Below are 23,104 nucleotides of genomic sequence, written 5' to 3'. Positions count from 1 at the left end.
GAGCAAAATTATATATAATATATATTTACGATAAGCAAATTAAAGAATACATTTGGAGGTACAAATGAAATTAGAACAAAATAAAGTATATTCAAACTTTATATTAAAAAATGTAAAAACTGTTCATGAAATAAATTCTGTTTCATATGAATTTGAACATATAAAATCCGGTGCAAAACTTTTATATATTAAAAATGATGATAACAACAAAGTGTTTAGCATAACTTTTAGAACTCCTCCTGTAGATAATACGGGAAGTGCTCATATTTTAGAGCATAGTGTTCTTTGTGGTTCAAAAAAATATCCTTTAAAAGAACCTTTTGTTGAGCTAATAAAATCATCTCTTAATACTTTTTTAAATGCGATGACTTTTTCAGATAAAACAATGTATCCAATTGCCAGTACAAATGAAGCTGATTTTAGAAATTTAATGGATGTATATTTAGATGCTGTTTTTAATCCTTTAATATATGATAAAGAAGAAATATTAAAACAAGAGGGATGGCACTATCATATAGAGAATAAAGATGATGAAATAAAATACAATGGCGTTGTTTATAATGAAATGAAAGGTGCTTTTTCTGATCCTGAAGACATCCTTGCAAGAAGCATAGAGTCCAATTTATATAAAGATACTCCTTATTTCTACGAATCAGGAGGGGATCCTAAATATATTCCTGATTTAACTTATGATGAATTTTTGAATTTTCACAAAAGATATTATCATCCAATTAATTCTTACATTTATATATATGGTGATACTGATATTTTACGTCATCTTGAATATATAGATAAATCTTATCTTTGTAATTATGACAAAATAGAAATAGATTCAAAAATCAATGAACAAGTTGATTTTACTAATATTGAAAAAAGGGTGGAAAAATATTATTCTGTAAACTCAAATGAAAATATAGACAGTAAATACTTACTTGCTTTGAATTACAGTATAGGTAATGTTCTTGATGTTAAGCTTGGTCTTACTTTTGGAATATTATGTAAGATTCTTTTTGATTCAGATTCTTCTTATTTAAAGAAAGCTCTTCTTGATGCTAAAATCGCTGATGAAGTTGTTCTTGATTATAATAATGGAATACTGCAACCTGTATTTAGTGTAGTCGCTAAAAATGCAAAGAAAGATAAAATAGAAGTTTTTAAAGAGACTGTTATATCTACATTTAAAAAAATTATTAATGATGGTATAGATAAAGACATTATTAAATCTGCTATAAATAATTTTGAATTTGAATTAAAAGAAGCAGATACAGGAACATATCCAAAAGGATTAATTTATGGCATTACAATAATGGAAAGTTGGTTATATGATGGAGATCCGACTTTACTTTTAGAATATGAAAATGCGTTAGAACAAATAAAAGAAGAAGCTGAAAATGGTTTGTTTGAAAATGTTATAAAAGAATTTATTGTAGAAAATGATAAATATAACTTTGTGATACTTTCTCCAAAAGAAAATTTATCAGATAAAAATGATGAGATTTTAAAAGAAAAACTTGGTGAATTCAAAAAAAGTTTAAATGATAAAGAGTTGGAAAGCTTGGTAGATAGTACAAATGCTTTACTAAAAGCTCAACAAACGCCTGATAGTGATGAAGTGAAAGCTTTGGTTCCAAGAATATATATAAAAGACATAGATGAAAATCCTATTGTTGTAAATGATGTTGAAATTATTCATGAAGGAATTAATGATATTTATGTAAGAGTAGATGATACAAAAGATATAACTTATTTAGATATTAATTATGAAGTTTCTTTAAATTCAAACGAAGAAATTCACGCTTTGTCTCTTCTTACAAAATGTTTTGAGAATTTCGATACTAAAAACTTTGATATGATTCATTTAAATAACGAAATAAATGAAAATTTAGGTGACATTTTATTTACTGTTTCACCATATCAAAACGTAAAAAATCCTGAGAAATTCAGGTCATTCTTTACTTGCTGCATAAAGGCATTTAGTGAAAAAGAAGATAAAATGTATGAAATAATGGAAGAACTTTTATTAAGAAGTGATTTTAACAATAAAGAAAAACTAAGAGATGTTATTAAGGAAGAACTATCAAAAACACAATCTAAGATAATGTCAGCAACACATAAAATGGTTTTAAACGAAATGTTTGCTAAAATTAGTAGAAAGTTTAAGTTTATTACTCTTTTAAGTGGAATAAGTTATTATAATTTCTTAAAAGAATTAAATGATAATTTTGATGAAAAATATGAAACAATAATTAAATTGTTTAAAGAACTTGTGGATAGAATTATATCTTCAAGAAAAGATGTTATAATAACTATAAGCAAAGAAAATAAACAAACAAGTATAAACAAAGCTATAGACTTTTTAAATAAATATCAAAGTACATCTAAAACAACAATTAACTTTGATTATGAAGAAAACAAAGAAAATACTTCTATTATAATGCCTTCACTTGTTAACTATGTAGGGCAAGGATACCTATACAAAAATTTAGGATATGAATATGAAGGTTCAATGCTTGTATTAAAAAAATATTTGTCAACTGAATATTTATGGAACAATGTAAGAGTTATGGGCGGTGCATATGGTTCATTTATTCAAATTGATAAATACGGAAATTTAGGTTTAGTTTCATATAGAGATCCAAATGTAAAAAGAACTTATGATGTATATCAAAATCTTTTTGAGTGTATAAGTAATCTAGATTTAACTGATGAAGATGTAAATAAACTTATAATCGGAACAATATCTGACATGGATGTTCCTTTAACGGTATATGGGAAAATAAGAGAATATGTTTCAAGAGTATATACATTGGATACTTATGAAGATATAAAGAGAAGAAGAAAAGAAGTATTAACAACTAAAAAAGAAGATTTAATTAAACATGCTAAAATGTTTGATGAAGTAATTAAAAATTCGGTTAAATGTGTTGCCGGAAATAAAGCAAAAATAGACGAGTGTAAAGATTTATTTGATAATGAAATAACATTGTTCTAGACTAAAATATTGAAAGGATGCAATATGCAAAATAAAAAGAGATTAAAAAGAGTTCTTTTAAGCTTTTTAATGACTTTTATATTAATATTTAATATAAATTCAAGTATAAATGCAGCAGCGCCTACTGTTAAAGAAGGTTCAAGCTTGGGACTGTATTTATATGAAGATTCAACCCAAAGTGAGCTTTATAATTATAATGGGAATAAAAAAATGTACCCAGCCAGCACTACCAAAATTATGACAGCGGCCGTTACTTTGGATTATGTAAAAAATTTAGATGAAGAAGTTACCGTAGGAAGCGAACTTGATTGGCTTCCTGCCGGTAGTTCTGTATCTGATTTAATAAAAGGTGAAGTCTTATCATATGAAGATTTGCTATACGGTTTAATGATTCCTTCCGGTAATGATGCAGCCATTGTTCTTGCATGTAATGTTGGAAATATTATAAATGGAGAAAAAACTACCAAGGAAAAAGCATATGATATTTTTGTTGATGCAATGAATAAAAAAGCAAAAGAACTTGGAATGAATGATACTCATTTTGCAAATCCTCATGGATTTCATGATAGCAATCATTATTCTACACCTCATGATATGGTATTAATTGCTGCCTATGCAGATAATTATGATTTTTATAATAGGGTTGTTAATTCTACATATTATGAAACAACTACTAATAAGACAACTCATAAATGGTCAGGTCATAACTATATTATAGTTAAGTCTAGCGATTATTTTTATAACCTTGCAAAAGGAGATAAAACCGGATATACATCGGAAGCTGGAAGATGCGTAATTGTTTCCAGTGAAAATGCACAAGGTGTTAAATACTATGCAGCAGTACTTCATGCATCTTCAACAAAAGAACAATTTACATATGCAAAAAATCTTTTAAAATATGGTAATACAGAAACAAAAAAATTATTAATTGAAGAAAAAGATAAAACTTTATATAAATATACTGTTCAAAATCTTGCTCTTGGAGAAACAGGAGAGCTGAAAGTTAAGGTTAACGACGATATTTATGTTTATACTAATAAAAGTTCAACTGAGGAAAATTTTAGAATAGAGTTTTCTCCAAATGAAGATTATTTAAAGAAAACAGCAGGAGAAGAATTAGAGCTTGTTAATTCAATACATGAAGATGACAATATAGGTAATATAAACGTTTATTTCAATAATAAACTTTTTAAAAGTGTTCCTGCATTTTCAAAAAGCGATGTAAATATGAGGTCGACATTTGATATATTTATTACCAATGCTCTTATATTTATAGCACTAGCCTGTCTTATTGTTATGGCTCTTGTTATTTCTTCAAAACACAGAACAAAAAAAAGAATAGAAAAGAGAAAAAAAACAAGAAGAAGAAGACTTCAAAATGAAATAAAAGCATATGGTTCACAAAGTGTAAGACCTAGGCCTGCTTATAATTCAGAGGGAAAAAAGATTAAAATCGTTAAAAAAAATAAACCTCAAAAAAGACGCCCAATTACAAAAAAAGTTTATAAAAAAGGGAAAAGAAGAAGATAAAAATGAATGATAAAACTTTTAAAGCTTTAGAATTTAATAAGATAATTTCATTAATAAGTGAACATGCTTATAGCGATAATGCAAAAGAAGAGGTATTAAGTTTGCTACCTACAGATAATATATATTTAATTTCTGATAAATTAAATGAACTTGATGAACTTATAAGATTTTCTCTTTCTTTTTCATCGCTTCCTATTTATGGTTATAAAGTAAATAAAGATATAATATCAAGAGCATCTAAAGACGGAATACTTATAAATGATGATTTTATAAATATTTCAAAAAGTATAAAATGTGCTTCTTTGGTAAAAAAACATATTTTATCTAATCTGTCACAAGAAGATGTTTTCCCTACATTAGAAGATTACGCAAATAATATTGAAGATTTATCTTATCTTCAAAAGGAAATTGACAGAGTAATAATAGATAGTGAAACCATAAGTGATAAAGCAAGCAGTACTCTTTATGATATAAGAAGAAACATAAAAAATACAAATAATAAAATAAGAGAAAAATTAAACAGTATTATAAATTCAAATAAGTATCAAAAATACTTAAGTGAAAATATTGTAACTATAAGATATTCAAGATATGTTGTTCCAGTAAAATCTGAATATAAAGGTGAGGTTAGAGGTATTGTTCATGATACATCTCAAAGTGGTGCAACATTATTTATTGAACCTGAGGCAATAGTAAATTTAAACAATAAATTAAAAGAACTTGAAATAAGTGAACAAAAAGAAATTGAAACTATTTTAAAAATTTTATCACTAAAGATAAAAGAGAATGCAAATAGTTTGAAATTTAACGAAAACATTCTCTTATATTTAGATGTTTTAAATGCAAAAGCAGATTTTTGTATAAAAAATGAATATAGTAAACCTGTTATAAGTGAAGATAACACTATTGATTTAAAAAAAGCAAGACATCCTCTTATAGATATTAATAAGGTTGTCCCTTCAAATATTGTTTTAAACAATGACTTTAAAGCTTTGATAATTACAGGTCCAAATACAGGGGGTAAGACTGTTACTTTAAAAACGGTTGGTTTATGTTCACTTTTAATGCAGTGCGGACTTTTTATTCCTGCAAATGAAAACAGCTGTTTGCCTGTGTTCGAAAATATTTTTGCCGATATAGGAGATAAGCAAAGTATTGCTCAAAGTTTAAGTACTTTCTCTTCTCATATGACAAATATAGTAGATATAGTTAATTCTTCAAATGATAAAACACTTGTATTAATAGATGAATTAGGAGCCGGTACAGACCCTGTAGAAGGTTCTGCTCTTGCGGTTGCAATTATAGACAGACTTAAGAATATCGGAGCAAAGGTTTTTGCGACAACTCATTATAGTGAAATAAAGGAATATGCTATAACTAAAAAGGATGTAATGAATGCAAGTGTTGAATTTGATGTTGAAACATTATCACCAACATATAAATTAATACTTGGTATACCAGGTAAATCAAATGCATTTGAAATTTCTAAAAAACTAGGACTTGACAGTGAAATAATTGAAAAAGCAAAGAAAAATATTAAAAAAGAAAATAGAGATATCGAAGAGCTCATAAGGGAACTTAATGATAAAACAGCTTTAGTTGAAAAAGAAAAAAATGAAGTAGAAAAATTGTTAGCTGAAAATGAAAAATTAAATGACGAGCTAACTAAGGAAAAAGAATATATAGAAAATAACAAATCAAAAATTATGCTTGATGCTTCCTTAAAAGCTAAAGATATTATTGCTGATGCAAAAAGAGAATCTAAAGAAATTATAAACAAATTAAATAAAATTAGCATTCCAAAAAATGTTAATGCAAATAATGATAAATATAAAAAAGATATAGATAAAATTAAAAACCAAATTAAAGAAAAAGAAGAACTTTTAAATTCTTATATTCCTTCTCATGAAATAAAGAAACAAGAGAATAAGCAAAGTAAAAAAGAAGATTTCAAAGTAGGGCAGGAAGTATATATAAAGAGTTTGGATCAATATGCGACAATACTTGGATTTGATAATAAAAATAATGTATTTATTCAGGCAGGTATAATAAAAACAAAGATTCCAATTTCTAAAATAGAGCCTTCAAAAAGAGAAAAAGAACAGTTACAAAAATCAGTAATTAAATATTCAAATACAAAAGCGAAAACTATAAAAACAAGTTTGGATTTAAGAGGAATGTATGCGGATGATGCTATTTTAAAAGTCGAAAAATATTTAGATGATGCATATTTAGCAAACTTAAAACTTGTTACAATAATTCATGGGAAAGGTACCGGGGTACTAAAAAAAGCCGTTAGTGAACTACTAAAAAATCATCCATATGTAAAAAAATACAGACTTGGTGATATAGGTGAAGGTGGAGATGGTGCTACTGTTGTAACATTAAAATAATATATATTACTTTTTATTAAAATTTTTTTCTTATATTTTAAATAATTTAACTAGAAATTTTAAACATGTTAAATTAATTTAATACTTATTGAAAATATAATATATTTATGTAATAAAATTGCATTAGATATTTGATAAATGATATTTTAGAGGGGTTTATGTTAAGAGAATATCATGGTATAGTTATAAAAAATATTAAATATTCGGATAATGACAGGATACTTACTGTATTTACAAAAGAAAGAGGAAAAATAAGTGTTATGGCAAAAAACGCTGCTTCAAAAAGAAGTAAAGTAATAGCCCAAACAAGCACATTTTCTTATAGTTATTTTGTATTATATCCGGGGAAAAATTTTTATACTTTAAAAAGTGCGGATTATATTAAAAGTTTTCCGGGAATACAAACCGACCTTGAGAGACTTTCTTTTGCAAGTTATATTTGTGAGCTTATTGATATATTTTATGAAGATAAAATGGAAGAAGAAATAACTTTTAATCTTTTATTTTATACTTTAGGTTTAATTCAAAAATGTAAAATAGAAAATATATCTTTTGTAGCACTTATGTTTATGTTAAAGCTGCTTGGTATTTCAGGGATTATTCCTGATTTTAAATATTGTAATTTATGCGGTGATGCAAAATGCAGTGAGTACTACCTTGATTTTGAAAGCAGTATTCTATCTTGCAAAAAATGTACAACAAAGTATTTTTCATCAAACAAATTAACTTTAAAGCAAATAAATTTAATTAATGAACTAACTTATATAAACTTAAAGGATATTAAAAATATTGATTTTACTAAGGTATCTTTAAAAGAATGTAACAATATAATTGTAATTTTGAATAATTATATAACTTATAATCTTCAAAAGAAAACAAATAGTTTTAAATTTTTATCAGATATGATAAAATTAAGTTAATATATGCAATAAATAAAAAATGGAGGAAAAAATGACAAGAAGGCTTAGTTTAAATGAAATAATAAGTATTACAAAAATGAGAGGAATAATATTCCCAGGTTCTGAAATTTATGAAGGACTTGCAAATAGTTTTGATTATGGTCCTGTTGGAACACTTATTTTAAATAATGTTAAAAATGCATGGTTTAAAAAATTTATTCAAGAATCACCTTACAATGTTGCGCTTGATAGTGCTATTTTGGTTAATCCAAAAGTTTGGGAAGCAAGTGGTCATCTTAAAAACTTTAATGATCCTTTAATGGATTGTAAAAACTGTAAATCACGTTTTAGAGCTGATAAATTAATTGAAGATGATTTGGAAAAGAAAGGTCTTGATGCAAATGCTGACGGATGGAGTAATGAAAAAATGGAAAATTATATTGAAGAAAACAATATAGTTTGTCCAAATTGCGGTAAACATGATTTTACAAAAATAAGACAATTCAACTTAATGTTTAAAACTTTCCAAGGTGTGACAGAAGATAGTGTAAATACAATTTATCTAAGACCGGAAACTTGTCAGGGGATTTTTATAAACTTTAAAAATGTTCAAAGATCAACAAGAAAAAAATTACCTTTTGGTATAGGACAAATTGGTAAATCTTTCAGAAATGAAATTACACCTGGTAACTTCATTTTTAGAACAAGAGAATTTGAACAAATGGAACTTGAATTTTTCTGTGAACCAAAAGATGAAATGAAATGGTTCGAATATTGGAGACAATATTGTTTTGATTTCTTAGTTTCTCTTGGAATTAATAAAGAAAACATTAGATTTAGAGATCATGCAAAAGAACAATTATCTCATTATTCAAATGCTACAACAGATATTGAATATGAATACCCATTCGGATGGGGAGAACTTTGGGGAATAGCAGACAGAACTGATTTCGATTTAAAATCACATGAAGAATTTTCTGGAAAAGATATGAAATATGTTGATCCTATAACAAATGAAAAATTCCATCCTTATTGTATAGAACCAAGTGTTGGAGCAGGTAGATTATTCTTTACACTTCTTTGTGATTGTTATGTAGAAGAAACTCTTGAAGATAACACAACAAGAAATGTATTTAAGTTACATCCTTATTTAGCTCCTTATAAAGTGGCAGTTCTTCCTTTAACAAAGAAATTATCTGAAAAAGCAACTGAAGTATATGCTGAACTTTCTAAACATTTTATGGTTGATTATGATGAAGCAGGTAATATTGGTAAGAGATATCGTAGACAAGATGAAATTGGTACTCCTTACTGTGTTACAATAGACTTTGATACATTGGAAGATGGTGCTGTTACTGTTAGAGACAGAGATTCAATGGAACAAGAAAGAATAAAAATTGAAGATTTAGTTAAATATATTAGTGAAAAAGTTATGTTTTAATATAACATAAAACAACAATAGTTACACTTGTCATATTAGTTGAAAAATATGGCAAGTGTAATTTTTTTTATAGGGTATTTTTATTGTAATTGTTTAAAAAATATAGTAAAATAATATTAATAATTAATGTAAAAGTTTAAATTATATATTTAGAGGAGAAAAGTATGTCATTAAAAGATATTATCAACATGCATAACAGAGAAAAAGAAGAAAAAAAACAGTTAAGGCTTAGAAAGAAAATAGAAAAGAAAAAAACTATTGAGCCTATGACTAGAGAACAAATAGAGGAAAAAGGGGATATACTTGAACTTTTTAAAGAAAAAATAGATTACAGAGCAAGATGTTTGGAGCAAAAACGTATCGTTGATGCAAACATTACCAATAAAGATATTATGACTATTATCGATATTATGTTGGAAGATTTTGATAAGTATAAAGAGTTTTTACTTGAACAATGTAAAAACGGAAGTTATGAACTTAAATATTCAGCAAGTGTTATTTGTCTTAGAACAGGTTTTAACACAAACGAAGCTTTGGAAAATTTAAGATATTTTGCAAGACATAAAAAACAAAATGGTGTTATTGCATATGAAGCAAGAGAAATCTTAAAAAGATTTCATGAAAAAAGACTTCCGGCCTATGAGGGATTTGAAGTTCAATATAAAAATTAGTTAATATGCTGTTTTACAGCTTATTATAAATATTACAGTTTTTTACTGTGTAATGTCATAAACATTTATTGAGGAGGATGGTTAAAAATGTGTGCTAAAAAATTTGTTTATGCCTTTAAAGAAGGAAATGCAAGCCAAAGAGATTTACTTGGTGGTAAAGGAGCAAACTTGGCAGAAATGACAAGTATAGGTTTACCAGTACCACAAGGTATTACAATTACAACAGAGGCTTGTATAGATTATTACAAAACAGGTTGTGAAATTGACAAAGAAATTGTCAATCAGATTTATGAAAAATTAGCTGAACTTGAACAAATAACAGGAAAACAGTTTGGCGGGGTTGAAAATCCATTGTTGGTTTCAGTTCGTTCTGGAGCAAAGATATCAATGCCTGGAATGCTTGATACAATATTAAACTTAGGTTTAAACGACAGAACAGTTGAAGCTTTAGCAAGGAAAACAGGAAACGAAAGATTTGCATATGATAGTTATAGACGTTTTATACAAATGTTTTGTGATGTTGCACTTGGAATGAATAGAAATTTATTCGAAGATATTCTTACAACAAGGAAAAAACAACAAGGTTATAAATATGATACCGAACTTACAACTTTTGATTTAAAACAAGTTGTAAAACAATACAAAGAATTATTCTTAGATCAAAAAGGATATGAATTCCCAGATGATCCAAAAGAACAATTAATGGCTGCTGTTGAAGCTATTTTTAAATCATGGAATAATCCAAGAGCTATTGCTTATAGAAAATTAAATGATATACCAAATCGTATTGGTACTGCTGTAAACGTTCAATCAATGGTTTACGGTAATATGGGTCAAACATCAGGAACAGGTGTTGCATTTACGAGAAACCCTGCAACAGGTGAAAATAAAATTTTCGGTGAATTTTTGATGAACGCTCAAGGTGAAGACGTTGTTGCTGGTATTAGAACACCTCAACATATTGATACTTTAAAAGATGTAATGCCTTCAGTTTACGAAGAATTTATAAATGCATGTAAACTTTTGGAAAATCATTACAAAGATATGCAAGATATTGAATTTACAATTGAAGAAGGTAAATTATACTTACTTCAAACACGTTCAGGAAAGAGAACTGCTCAAGCTTCATTAAAAGTTGCAGTAGATATGGTTGAAGAAGGTTTGATTACAAAAGAAGAAGCTATCTTAAGACTTGAGCCTTCTACATTAAATCAATTATTACATAAAGGATTTGATGCTGATGAGTTAGCAAAAGCAATTCCTTTGACAAAAGGTCTTCCTGCTTCTCCTGGTGCTGGATGCGGTAAAATTTACTTCTCAGCAGAAGACGCTGTTGAAGCAAAAGAAAGAGGCGAAGAGGTACTACTTGTTAGAAAAGAAACTTCTCCTGAAGACATTGAAGGAATGAACTCTGCAAATGGTATTTTAACTGCTACAGGAGGTATGACATCTCATGCTGCAGTTGTTGCCAGAGGTATGGGTAAATGTTGTGTAGCCGGTTGTGAAGCTGCCCATGTTAACGAAGAAGAAAAATATGTTGAAATAGGCGGTAAGATATTCTATGAAGGATATTACTTATCAATAAACGGTTCAACAGGTAATGTATACGAAGGAAAAATTAAGACTGTAGATGCTGTTTTATCAGATGACTTTAATAAAGTAATGGAATGGGCTGATGAAATAAGAAGACTTAAGATAAGAACAAATGCAGATACAGTAAAAGATGCAACTGTTGCTGCTAATTATGGTGCAGAAGGTATCGGATTATGTAGAACAGAGCATATGTTCTTTGAAGCTGATAGAATTTTTGCTTTTAGAAAAATGATCTGTGCTAAAACATTAATTCAAAGAGAAGAAGCTTTAGCTGAAATTTTACCAATGCAAAAGAATGATTTCAAAGGATTATTCAAAGCAATGGGCGGAAAACCAGTTGTTATCAGACTTCTTGACCCACCACTACATGAATTCCTTCCTAAAGAAGATGAAGATATCAAGCAACTTGCAAAAGATATGGGATTAACATTTGAAGAATTGAAAGCAAGAGTAAATGAACTTCATGAACTAAACCCAATGCTTGGTCATAGAGGTTGTAGACTTGCTGTTACTTATCCTGAAATTGCAAATATGCAAACAAGAGCTATTATAATGGCTGCAATTGAAGCAAAACAAGAAGATAATTTAGATATTACTCCTGAAATAATGGTGCCTTTAGCAGGTAGTTATTTAGAACTTAAATATGTAATTGACAGAATAAGAGAAACTGTAAATGATATATTTAAAGAAACAGGAATTAAAATTGATTACAAAGTTGGTACTATGATTGAAATACCAAGAGCTGCTTTAACTTCTGATCAACTTGCAAAAGTTGCTGAATTCTATTCATTTGGTACAAATGACTTAACACAAATGACATATGGATTTAGTAGAGATGATGCCGGAGTTTATATTAAAGAATATATTGAAAAAGGTATTTTCCCTAAAGATCCATTTGCAACAATTGATACTGAAGGTGTTGGTCAACTTGTTGATATGGCAGTTAAAAAAGGTAGATCAGTTAATCCTGAGCTTCACTGCGGTGTTTGTGGTGAACAAGGTGGGGATCCTGCAAGTATAGAATTCTTTGATAGTGTAGGACTTGACTATGTATCATGTTCTCCATTTAGAGTTCCTATTGCAAGACTAGCGGCTGCTCAAGCAAGAATAAAAAATTCTAAAAAATAAATATTAAAAAAAGGCACTTATAAAAGTGCCTTTTTTTGAAGGTTAAATATATGAATAAAGACTATAAGATAAGAAAAATAAAAAGTAATGAAGTATCTTTTTTGAAAGATTTTACTTATTATGCAATTTATGTTGGAAATAATATTACAATTTCAAAAGATATTTTAAAAGATCCAAATATTAAAATATATTATGAGAATTTCAAATTAAATAAAGATATTTGTTATGTATGTGAACATAAAGGAAAAATTATTGCTATGATTTGGAGCATATTGTTTGATGATAATATACATGGATATGGATATGTTTCGAAAGAGATTCCTGAATTATGTATGTCTGTAGAAAAAAGTTACAGAAATAAAGGTATTGGAGAAAATTTATTAAAAATATTTTTACTAAATTTAAGACCAATGTATAATAATGTATCTTTATCTGTAAGTAAAGATAATTATGCAAAGGATTTATATTTAAAATATGGGTTTGAAATTTATAAGGAAAACAAAGATGACTATATAATGTTAAGTGGGAAAAAGAAAATTTTTTGATAAATTTATTATATATAAAATATAACTTGACAATATTATGTAAAAATGTTAAAAAAGAAAGGTAAATATATAAAAATGATAGAGGTGCGGTGTTCATCAGTACTTTATATTGTATTTTGGGATTTATATAAAGGAAAGGGGATACTGCCGAAGAGTATAAATTACCCAAATAATTTATATTCTGGTATATTATATAATATGTAATATACTGTCACGATTGTGGAGCGCTATCTATAGTAAATTTATTTTGCCATGAATGCGTCCTAAAGTGATGTCATTTAAGGCTTTTTTATTTGTATTTATTTACATAATTTAAATAAAATTGAAGGGGTGTACTATGAAAATTTCAAAGAAGAAATTAATGACGGGTATTGCTAGCTTTATGCTTATTTTAATGTTAGTATTCCCAATCTTAGGTGCAGAAACAACTGAAGCAGCTAAACCAGCTATGTATGCAACTTTCTGGTCTTTAGTTCCTCCAATTATTGCTATTGTTCTTGCACTTATTACAAAAGAAGTTTACAGTTCATTATTTATAGGTATTGTTTTTGGCGGTATTTTTTATGCTGCAGGTAGTTTTGAAGGAACTGTAACTCATGTATTAAATGATGGTATTATTGCTGTTCTTTCAGACAGTTACAATGTAGGTATTTTAATTTTCCTTGTTGTTCTTGGAGGAATGGTTGCCTTAATGAATAAAGCAGGCGGTTCTGCTGCTTTTGGTAACTGGGCAAGTAAAAAAATAAAAACACGTGCAGGTGCTCAACTAGCAACGATTTTATTAGGTGTATTAATTTTTATAGATGATTATTTTAATTGTTTGACTGTTGGTAGCGTTATGAGACCAATAACAGATAAACATAAAGTATCAAGAGCAAAGCTTGCTTATCTTATAGATGCTACGGCAGCTCCTGTTTGTATTATTGCTCCTATATCTTCATGGGCTGCTGCTGTGACTGGATTTGTTCCGGGGGAAGATGGGTTTTCTGTATTTATTCAGGCAATTCCTTTTAACTTTTATGCATTTTTGACAATTACAATGATGATTTCTTTGGTTTTACTCAAATTTGATTATGGTCCTATGAAAAAACATGAGGAAAATGCATCAAAAGGAGATTTGCATTCTATTTTAAATTCGGGGTTTGTTGAAGAAGAATATAGTGATGTAAATGAAAAGGGCAAAGTAATAGATTTGGTTATTCCTATAATTTCTCTTATAATATGTTGTATTATTGGAATGGTTTATACTGGCGGTTTGTTTTCCGGAGCAGGATTTATAGAAGCCTTTTCAAACAGTGATGCATCTGTGGGATTATCTATAGGTAGTATATTTGCTTTGTTTATAACTGTTATTTTATATGTTGCAAGAAAAGTTTTGAAATTCAATGAATGTATGGATTGTATTCCAGAAGGGTTTAAAGCTATGGTTCCTGCTATTTTGATTTTGACTTTTGCTTGGACATTGAAAGCTATGACAGATAGTTTGGGAGCTGCTGAATTTGTTGGAGGTATGATGCAAAATAACGCAGCTTCTTTAATGAACTTTTTGCCGGCAATCATATTTTTGGTTGGATGTTTTTTATCTTTTGCAACGGGTACATCTTGGGGAACGTTTGGTATACTTATTCCGATAGTAGTTTCTGTATTTGCTAATTCAAATCCTCAACTAATGATCGTATCAATTTCTGCATGTATGGCCGGTGCTGTATGTGGAGACCATTGTTCTCCTATTTCCGACACGACAATTATGTCTTCAGCCGGTGCAAGATGTGATCATGTCAATCATGTATCGACTCAGCTTCCTTATGCTATGACTGTAGCAGCCGTATCCTTTGTAACATACATTATTGCAGGTTTTGTTCAAACAGCATGGGTATCACTTCCTATTGGTATAGTACTAATGGTAGCTGTTTTATATGCTATAAAGAATATAACTAAAAATAAATAATAAAAATATTTCAAATACAATAAAAAGCATCATTTAATGATGCTTTTTTTTATTTAAAAATAATTATATGTTTGAAATATATATAAGCTTATATGATATTTCAGATAGTAAGATAGGGTAGGTGATAGTATACATATATTAATATTTAACGAATAGTAAGTTTTAATGAAATAAAAATTTTACAGAATATAAAGTTATATATCTTTTAAAATGACTAAAAAGTAAGGAGGTTTTTGCATTATTTTTATATATAACAAATATTTTATATAAAAATAATGTTACAAACAATATATAAAAATGTAATAACTATATTTACGATTGTGTTTGTATGTAATATATGTACAATATATAGTATATAGTTATTTTTTTATGTGAAATTTGTGTGTATTATGTAACTTTTAATTGAAAAAAAATGGAAAAAATGATATATTTATTGTAGATTATTGTCTAAAGAGGATTAAGCTTTAAGGGGGGTACGACCGTGACAAAAATAAGAAAAAATTTAGGAACTTTTATTTTAACAATTTTATGTTTATTAATGGTTTTTAGTTTTCAAAATTTCGGTGTTGTAAATGCTGCTTCGGGATTAGAAGACGAAAACCAAACAAAACTTGATCAGGCTACTGGTGTAGACACTGATGGGGATGTTTTTAATGTAGAAGACGACGATAGTGGAAAAGTTGAAAGTAACGGAGTTTCAACTTTTAGTGCAAGAAGTTCTTCTGTAAAAATTGTAAACTTTAGAACAAAAGGTAATGCAGTAACTAATTATACAGAAGTTTCAACTGGCGTTTCCGGATATACTAATGGTGCTTATGGTGCAGATGCGGCTTATTTAGGAACAAGTAACGGAAAAGTTAAATTCATGCTTTCAGGTGTTGTTGGTTGGGTAGATGCCGATGATGTACAAGTTATTGATTTTTCTAGTGCAAAATCTTCAAGTTGTTATAAAGTATCAGGTGGAAGACTTATTCATTATATTACATGTGATATGACTACACCTGGACATGCTACATCTTTGGATAATGGCAAAGCTCCATCATATTTGAAGAGCGGAACGACTTATTATAGTTATGATGGACATTATTTCTATACAAGTTATAGTACTATGCTTAATGATTATACTAAAGGTGTACGTACAAATTCTGTAAATAAAAGTAATCCATACTATAATTATTTTCAATACCTTCCTTTAAGAAGTGAAACATCATATAGTTCAAGTTCATTAAATACATTATTAAATGTAAGAATAAGTGATTATACATCATCTTCTTCAAAGATGAAAAATACTGCAAGTACATTCTTAAAATATCAAAATACATATGGTGTAAATGCTCTTTTATCTATTGGTGTAGCCGGTAATGAAAGTGCATGGGGAACAAGTACAATTTGTAAAGAAAAAAATAACTTATTTGGTTTAAATGCCGTTGATAGTTCTCCTGGAACAAGTGCTAATACATATGCAAGTATTGATGAATGTATAAAACAATTTACTGAATCTTATATGTCAAAAGGTTATCTTAATCCAAATGACTGGAGAATGAAAGGTGGATTTTTAGGTAATAAAGGAAGCGGTATTAACGTGAGCTATGCTTCTGACCCATATTGGGGTGAAAAAGCTGCAAATATGGCATATTCTTTAGATAAAAATGGTGGAAGAAAAGACGAAGGAAAATATACGATTGGTATAAAAGATACAATTAATACAGTTCATAATAGTGTTAATGTAAGAAACAGTGCAAGCACATCAGGTAAAGTATTATATAATACTGATACATATTCAAATTATGCTGTTTTAATTTTAAATTCAAAAGCTACAAATTCATTCTACAAAATTCAAAGTGAACCTGCGTTAAATTCAGGTAGAACAGCAATAAGCAGTAGTGGTAAATATGATTTTGATAATATGTATGCTTATATTTCTTCTGATTATGTTACTATTGTAAATAATGGAAGCGCGACTGTAAGTAAAACATTGTCATCAATTTCAATTTCAACTGCACCAAAGAAAACAACATACACAGCTGGAGAAACTTTTGATGCAACAGGAATGGTTGTAAAGGCAAAATTCAGTGATGGAAGTACAAGTGATGTTACAAAAAATGTAAAATATTCAACATCTGCTTTAAAAACAGGAACAACAAGCATAACAATTAGCTATACATATGACGGAGTTACAAAAAATGTTACTCAAAAAATAACAGTAAAAGACCCTGTAACTGTAAGTAAAGTTGCTATTAATCCAACAACTATTGATTTAGAGCAAGGAAGTAGTAAAACTTTTGGTGTTTCTGTAACAGGAACTGGAAGTCCTGCTCAAACAGTAAAATGGAGTATAAGCGGACAAAAAAGCTCTGATACAAAAATAAGTTCTACAGGTTTATTAAAAATTGCTTCAGATGAAACAGCTAAAACAATAACAGTTAAAGCCGTTTCAACTCTTGATTCTACAAAGAGTGCTACTGCAACAGTTAATGTTGTTGTGAAAGAAGATAATGATAATAGTGAAGTTACTAATCCTGATAAAGATGACAACACTTCTCAAGGCGGTGGTGATTCTGGTTCATCTGTGACTGATCCTGACAATGGAGATCAATCAGGTGATGGCGGAGATGTTACAAAACCTGAAGAAGGTGATAATCAAGGAAATACAGACGGTTCATCTAATAACGGTAATGAAGATAATAAAGTTGAAGTTATAGAACAACAACTTGAAGATAAAGATACAGGTATCTTTGTTGATGGTGTTTTACCTACTGATACAGAGTTATTAGTTGAAGAAATTAACGAACAAGATAGTCATTATGATCAATTAACTGCAGGAGTAGAAAATAATACAATTTTAGGTGTATATGATATTTCTTTAAGTAATGAATTAGAAGAAGGACAAAGTGTTTCACTTGGTTTTAATGTAGATGAAAAATACAATAATGAAGAGGTTGTTGTACTTCATTTTGCTGAAGTTGATGGCGTAGTATTTACAGAAACATTTAAAGCTAAAGTAGAAGATGGTCAAGTAAAAATAGATGTTGATGGATTCTCTCCTTATGTTATTGCATTAAACGATGCAGACAATAATAATAACAATAGTACATCTACAACAGATGATCCAAAAGATGATGCTAACAATACAAACGATAATGATAGTAATAGTAATAATGTTATATCAAATAATAATGATAATACCGGTTCATCAGATGATAAAGGTAATGTAGAAGTAAGTAAATCAGAAGATTCTGCTATAGCTTCACAAAGTCAAAGTAGTGATAATAATGCTCAAAGCAGAAGTGTTGAAACAGTTAACACAGCTGATGAAAATAATATAGCTTTATGGACTTCATTATTTGTTCTTTCAGCTATTGCTTCTGTAACAATAAGTTTTGTATTAATTAAGAAGAATAAATTAAACTAATAAGAAATAAGTGAAAAAAATAAAAAGAACAAGTTGGATTAATCCTTCTTGTTCTTTTTTATATTGCAATATAAATTGTTTGAATATTGCAAACAATCTGAAATTATGTTAAAATAAAATAACTATTTTTATATAATAAATTAAATTTAAAGGGGTACTTATTATGAAGAAAAAATTTGTAGTATTACTTGCTTTGATTTTAATTGCGGGCATGACTTTAACAGGTTGTGGAAGCAAGGAATCAGAAGTAAAAAACGATGAGAATACTTTTGTTGTAGGTTTTGATGCAGAATTTCCACCTTATGGATATAAAGATTCTGATGGAAATTATGTAGGTTTTGACTTGGATTTAGCACAAGAAGTTTGTGATAGAAATGGTTGGACACTTGTAAAACAACCTGTTGATTGGGATTCAAAAGATATGGAAATTGATTCTGGAACAATAGATTGTATTTGGAATGGTTTTACAATGAATGGTCGTGAAGATGATTATACTTGGACTGAACCTTATATAGATAATAAACAAGTAGTTGTTGTTTCAAAAAGCTCAGGAATTACTGATTTTGCTGGACTAAAAGGTAAAACAGTTGAAACACAAAAAGATTCTTCAGCTTTAGCAGCATTACAAGGAGATCAAAAAGATTTAGCAGCAACTTTTGCAACACTTACAGAAGTTGCAGACTATAATTCTGCTTTTATGGATTTAGAAGCAGGTGCTTGTGACGCAATAGCAATGGATATTGGCGTAGCAAATTATCAAATTAACTCAAGAGGAAAAGCATCTGAATTTATTATTTTAGATGAAATTATTTCTTCTGAACAATACGCAGTTGGATTTAAAAAAGGCAATACAGAACTTAGAGATAAAGTTCAAGCAACATTAGATGAAATGGCAAAAGATGGTACTATAGATAAAATAGCAGAAAAATATGCTGATTTCGGTGTACCTGGTTCACTTTGTATCGGTAAATAACATAGATTAAAATTATTAGGAGTATGACTGTATGGATTTAGGAACAATGTTTAGTGAATTAAGCAGTGGGATGATAACCTCTATTGAGATATTTGTCCTAACTTTGATTTTTTCTCTTCCTTTGGGTTTAATTATAGCTTTTGGACGAATGTCAAAAATAACACCAATTAGATGGTTATTTAAAATATACATATCAATAATGAGAGGAACACCTTTAATGCTTCAATTAATGGTTGTATTTTGGGGACCTTATTATATATTTGGTATGCAGATTTCCAGCAGTTATAGAATGGTTGCGGTACTAATAGGTTTTGCGATAAATTACGCCGCATACTTTGCGGAAATTTATAGAGGGGGTATAGAATCTATGCCTGACGGACAGTATGAAGCTGCTAAACTTCTAGGATATAATAAAGTTCAAACTTTCTTTATTATTATTTTCCCTCAGGTAATAAAAAGAATTCTTCCTGCAACAACGAATGAAGTTATTACTCTTGTAAAAGATACTTCATTATCATTTGTAATAGCAATACCGGAAATGTTTACCGTTGCAAAACAAATTGCAGCAGCTCAATCTTCAGTTGCGGCATTTATAGCAGCAGGAATTTTCTATTATATATTTAACTTTGTTGTTGCTTTTGTAATGGAATATATTGAAAAGAAATTAAGCTATTATAGATAAGGAGAAATATCATGAGTTTACTTGAAATTAAAAATTTAAAGAAGAGTTTTAATGGTGTTGAAGTTTTAAAAGATATTTCTCTAAGTGTTGATAAAGGAGAAGTTCTTTGTATAATCGGACCTTCGGGGTCTGGTAAATCCACATTACTTAGATGTGCCACAAATCTTGAAAAAGAAGACAGCGGTACAATTTCATATGATGGAACATTTGGACTTGTATTTCAAAGTTTTAATTTATTCCCTCATCACTCAGTTATGAAAAACATAACAAACGCACCTATTAAAGTACAAAAAAGAAATAAACAAGAAGTTTATAAAGAAGCAAGAGAGCTTTTAAAGAAGATGGGGCTTGAGGATAAAGAAAATGCATATCCTTGCGAACTATCCGGAGGACAACAACAAAGAGTTTCAATTGCAAGAGCTCTTGCAATGAACCCTGACATATTATTCTTTGATGAACCTACTTCTGCACTTGATCCTGAACTTACTGGAGAAATACTTAAGGTAATAAAAGACCTTGCAAGTGAACATATGACAATGGTCATTGTAACTCACGAAATGGATTTTGCAAGGAAAGTTGCTGATTACATAATATTTATGGATAATGGTTATATTGAAGAACAGGGGACTCCTGAAGAAGTATTTAGCTCTGAAAATAAAAGAATGAAAGCTTTTCTTGGTAAATTGAAAGCTGAATAATTTAAAGAGGTGGTAAAACACCTCTTTTTTTTTGTTGACAAGTAAAATATATAAGTATAATATAAAATTTGCAAAGATAAAAACACAGCGCGGTTGGTAGTCCGGGCATAACTATAGTTATAAGTAACCTGCCTCCTTGGTTGTCCGTTCTTTGTTTAATAAACAAAAGGAGGGATTTCTTTGGATGAAATAAGGGTAAAACTTACGGTATATTTTGAAAGTCCATTTTATGTGGGAGTAGTGGAAAGACGTTTTAATAAGACTTTTGAAATTTGTAAAACTACATTTGGAAAAGAGCCTACAGATAATGAAATTTATGAGTTTTATAACATTCATTATCCTAAATTAAAATTTTATCGTGCTTACAATTTTGAAAGTAACATTAAAAAAGTAACTAATCCTAAAAGAATTAAGAGAATGATTAGTAAAGAAATGAATAGGAAAAGTATTTCCACCAAATCACAAGAGCTTCTAAAGAAACAATATGAATCAAGAAAAACTAATGTAAAGAAAAATATGAAGTTAGAAGCAAGACAAAGACAAAAGGAACTTTTCTCTATGAAACAAAGAAAGAAGAAAGAAAAACACAGGGGTAAATAACCTGTGTTTTTTATTTTACATTTTACGTCTTATAATGTAAAATAAAGATGTTAAATTGAAATAAAAGAGGTATATATGAAAAAGAAAGATATAATTGAACTTAACATAACAGAAAATGTATCAATGGAAAAATCCATGGGGTATTATGAAGATAAAAAGGTTCTTGTTAAAGGAGGACTTGCCGGACAGGTTGCTGAAGTATTCATAAAGAAAGTAAGAAAAAACAGAGCCGAAGGAAATATTAACAAAATAATTAAGAAGGCTGATTATGAAATTGAGCCTATGTGCGAAAAGTTTGGAATATGCGGAGGATGTTCTTTCCAAAATATTTCTTATGAAAAGCAACTTGAATTAAAAGAAAATTATGTAAGGGGACTTTTTGATAAGGCAGGTATAGAATACGAAGAGTTTCTTCCTATTATTGCATCTCCAAAAGAGACAGAATACAGAAATAAAATGGAGTTTTCTTTTGGGGATATGGAAAAGGACGGACCGTTATGTCTTGGAATGCATGAAAAAGGGAAACATCATAATATAGTTTCAACAGAAAATTGCCTTATTGTTGATGAAGATTACAGAAAAATATTATTTAATACTTTAAATTATTTCACTCAAAAAAATATAAAACATTACAATAAATTTTCTAAAAAAGGAACTTTAAGACATTTAGTAATAAGAAAAGCATCATATACTGGAGAAATACTTGTAAATTTAGTTACTACATCACAGGATAAAATCGATACAAATGAATATAAAGATATTCTTTTAAACTTAGATTTAAAGGGAGAGATTGTAGGAATAATGCATACTATAAACGATTCTTTTTCAGATGCTGTTTTAGCTGATGAAATAAATATTGTTTATGGCAGAGATTATATAATGGAAAAATGCTTGGGGCTTGATTTTAAAATTTCTGCATTTTCATTCTTCCAAACAAATACTCTTGGCAGCGAAAAATTATATAGTGTTGTAAAAGACTTTATCGGTGAAGATAAAAGCGATGTAATACTTGACCTTTACTGCGGTACAGGTACAATAACTCAAATTTTAAGCGATAAAGGAAAAGAAGTTTACGGTATTGAAATTGTTGCTGAGGCGATTGAAGCAGCAAAGGTAAATGCAAAATTAAACGGAATAGATAACTGTAAATTTATATGTGGTGATGTTTTGGAAGAAGTTGATAAAATTGATGTAGAGTCAGATCTTATAATTCTTGACCCACCACGTGCGGGAATTCATCCAAAGGCAATAGACAAAATAATCTCTTTTAAACCTAAGAAGTTTGTTTATGTAAGCTGTAAAGCAACTTCTCTAATTAGGGATTTACCTTTCTTTATTGAAGCAGGGTATGAAGTTAAGAAAGTTAGAGCTGTTGATATGTTCCCTCAGACAGGGCACGTTGAATGTGTGTGCTTGTTAAAACTGCGTTAAACCCTTATAAAATAAGGGAAAACCAACTATACATAGGGTGCTAAAAAAAGTCAAAAAAATAGTCAAAAATAGCAAAAATTTATAAAAAAACACTTCAAAAATATGGTAGGTTGTTTTAGTAGTATATGTTTCCACATACAAGGTCTAGTGGTATTGGTTGACTAATTC

Annotated in this window: 15 protein-coding genes and 1 riboswitch; all 15 genes read left to right on the top strand. The window is 28.7% G+C overall.

The features are described from left to right. Positions 1–64 precede the first annotated feature (64 nt). Positions 65–2,992: an insulinase family protein gene (locus V2W16_RS02885; protein WP_329381238.1), complete on the top strand. Its 2,928-nt coding sequence runs from the start codon at positions 65–67 to the stop codon at positions 2,990–2,992. A gap of 24 nt (positions 2,993–3,016) precedes the next feature. Next, positions 3,017–4,522, top strand: a complete 1,506-nt coding sequence (locus V2W16_RS02880; RefSeq protein WP_329381235.1) for a serine hydrolase — start codon at positions 3,017–3,019, stop codon at positions 4,520–4,522. A 2-nt stretch (positions 4,523–4,524) separates the two neighbouring features. Next, on the top strand, positions 4,525–6,915 hold the full coding sequence (locus V2W16_RS02875) for an endonuclease MutS2 (RefSeq protein ID WP_329381232.1): 2,391 nt from the start codon (positions 4,525–4,527) through the stop codon (positions 6,913–6,915). Between the two features lie 158 nt (positions 6,916–7,073). After that, on the top strand, positions 7,074–7,835 hold the full coding sequence (gene recO / locus V2W16_RS02870; protein WP_329381229.1) for a DNA repair protein RecO: 762 nt from the start codon (positions 7,074–7,076) through the stop codon (positions 7,833–7,835). Between the two features lie 31 nt (positions 7,836–7,866). Continuing rightward, positions 7,867–9,255 (top strand): glycine--tRNA ligase, encoded by a 1,389-nt coding sequence (locus V2W16_RS02865; RefSeq protein ID WP_329381226.1) that lies wholly within the window; start codon positions 7,867–7,869, stop codon positions 9,253–9,255. Positions 9,256–9,419: 164 nt separating this feature from the next. Beyond that, positions 9,420–9,926: a hypothetical protein gene (locus tag V2W16_RS02860; protein ID WP_329381223.1), complete on the top strand. Its 507-nt coding sequence runs from the start codon at positions 9,420–9,422 to the stop codon at positions 9,924–9,926. 87 nt (positions 9,927–10,013) lie between these two features. Further along, positions 10,014–12,647: a pyruvate, phosphate dikinase gene (ppdK, locus tag V2W16_RS02855; protein WP_329381221.1), complete on the top strand. Its 2,634-nt coding sequence runs from the start codon at positions 10,014–10,016 to the stop codon at positions 12,645–12,647. 50 nt (positions 12,648–12,697) lie between these two features. Continuing rightward, positions 12,698–13,192, top strand: coding sequence for a GNAT family N-acetyltransferase (locus V2W16_RS02850; RefSeq protein ID WP_329381218.1), 495 nt, complete (start codon positions 12,698–12,700; stop codon positions 13,190–13,192). A 71-nt stretch (positions 13,193–13,263) separates the two neighbouring features. Next, a riboswitch (Lysine riboswitch) is annotated at positions 13,264–13,430 on the top strand. 99 nt (positions 13,431–13,529) lie between these two features. Next, positions 13,530–15,140 carry a Na+/H+ antiporter NhaC family protein gene (locus V2W16_RS02845; RefSeq protein ID WP_329381215.1) on the top strand — a complete coding sequence of 537 codons (1,611 nt, stop codon included), beginning with the start codon at positions 13,530–13,532 and terminating at the stop codon, positions 15,138–15,140. Positions 15,141–15,621: 481 nt separating this feature from the next. Further along, a complete protein-coding gene (locus tag V2W16_RS02840) occupies positions 15,622–18,552 on the top strand; it encodes a glucosaminidase domain-containing protein (RefSeq protein ID WP_329381211.1) in 2,931 nt (976 codons plus the stop codon). A gap of 163 nt (positions 18,553–18,715) precedes the next feature. Further along, complete coding sequence (locus tag V2W16_RS02835; protein ID WP_329381208.1) at positions 18,716–19,525, top strand: amino acid ABC transporter substrate-binding protein; 810 nt, start codon at positions 18,716–18,718, stop codon at positions 19,523–19,525. Positions 19,526–19,556: 31 nt separating this feature from the next. After that, positions 19,557–20,207 (top strand): amino acid ABC transporter permease, encoded by a 651-nt coding sequence (locus V2W16_RS02830; RefSeq protein ID WP_138269190.1) that lies wholly within the window; start codon positions 19,557–19,559, stop codon positions 20,205–20,207. Between the two features lie 11 nt (positions 20,208–20,218). Then, positions 20,219–20,905: an amino acid ABC transporter ATP-binding protein gene (locus V2W16_RS02825; protein ID WP_138269189.1), complete on the top strand. Its 687-nt coding sequence runs from the start codon at positions 20,219–20,221 to the stop codon at positions 20,903–20,905. 180 nt (positions 20,906–21,085) lie between these two features. Further along, positions 21,086–21,505, top strand: a complete 420-nt coding sequence (locus V2W16_RS02820) for a YjdF family protein (protein ID WP_329381202.1) — start codon at positions 21,086–21,088, stop codon at positions 21,503–21,505. 75 nt (positions 21,506–21,580) lie between these two features. Beyond that, entirely contained in the window at positions 21,581–22,936 is a 1,356-nt protein-coding gene (gene rlmD / locus V2W16_RS02815; protein WP_329381199.1) for a 23S rRNA (uracil(1939)-C(5))-methyltransferase RlmD, read from the top strand. Positions 22,937–23,104: the final 168 nt, after the last annotated feature.

Source organism: Anaerofustis butyriciformans, from assembly GCF_036289385.1.
Classification (GTDB): Bacteria; Bacillota; Clostridia; order Eubacteriales; family Anaerofustaceae; genus Anaerofustis; species Anaerofustis butyriciformans.
Note: the sequence above shows the minus strand (reverse complement) of the source record. Positions and strands in the feature narration are given on the sequence as shown.

What these genes read in the sequence shown, in the direction of transcription:
- V2W16_RS02845 (WP_329381215.1), top strand. Translation starts at nt 13,530, where the DNA reads ATGAAAATTTCAAAGAAGAAATTAATGACGGGTATTGCTAGCTTTATG.
- V2W16_RS02825 (WP_138269189.1), top strand. Translation starts at nt 20,219, where the DNA reads ATGAGTTTACTTGAAATTAAAAATTTAAAGAAGAGTTTTAATGGTGTT.
- recO (WP_329381229.1), top strand. Translation starts at nt 7,074, where the DNA reads ATGTTAAGAGAATATCATGGTATAGTTATAAAAAATATTAAATATTCG.
- V2W16_RS02875 (WP_329381232.1), top strand. Translation starts at nt 4,525, where the DNA reads ATGAATGATAAAACTTTTAAAGCTTTAGAATTTAATAAGATAATTTCA.
- V2W16_RS02880 (WP_329381235.1), top strand. Translation starts at nt 3,017, where the DNA reads ATGCAAAATAAAAAGAGATTAAAAAGAGTTCTTTTAAGCTTTTTAATG.
- rlmD (WP_329381199.1), top strand. Translation starts at nt 21,581, where the DNA reads ATGAAAAAGAAAGATATAATTGAACTTAACATAACAGAAAATGTATCA.
- V2W16_RS02830 (WP_138269190.1), top strand. Translation starts at nt 19,557, where the DNA reads ATGGATTTAGGAACAATGTTTAGTGAATTAAGCAGTGGGATGATAACC.
- V2W16_RS02885 (WP_329381238.1), top strand. Translation starts at nt 65, where the DNA reads ATGAAATTAGAACAAAATAAAGTATATTCAAACTTTATATTAAAAAAT.
- V2W16_RS02835 (WP_329381208.1), top strand. Translation starts at nt 18,716, where the DNA reads ATGAAGAAAAAATTTGTAGTATTACTTGCTTTGATTTTAATTGCGGGC.
- ppdK (WP_329381221.1), top strand. Translation starts at nt 10,014, where the DNA reads ATGTGTGCTAAAAAATTTGTTTATGCCTTTAAAGAAGGAAATGCAAGC.
- V2W16_RS02850 (WP_329381218.1), top strand. Translation starts at nt 12,698, where the DNA reads ATGAATAAAGACTATAAGATAAGAAAAATAAAAAGTAATGAAGTATCT.
- V2W16_RS02860 (WP_329381223.1), top strand. Translation starts at nt 9,420, where the DNA reads ATGTCATTAAAAGATATTATCAACATGCATAACAGAGAAAAAGAAGAA.
- V2W16_RS02865 (WP_329381226.1), top strand. Translation starts at nt 7,867, where the DNA reads ATGACAAGAAGGCTTAGTTTAAATGAAATAATAAGTATTACAAAAATG.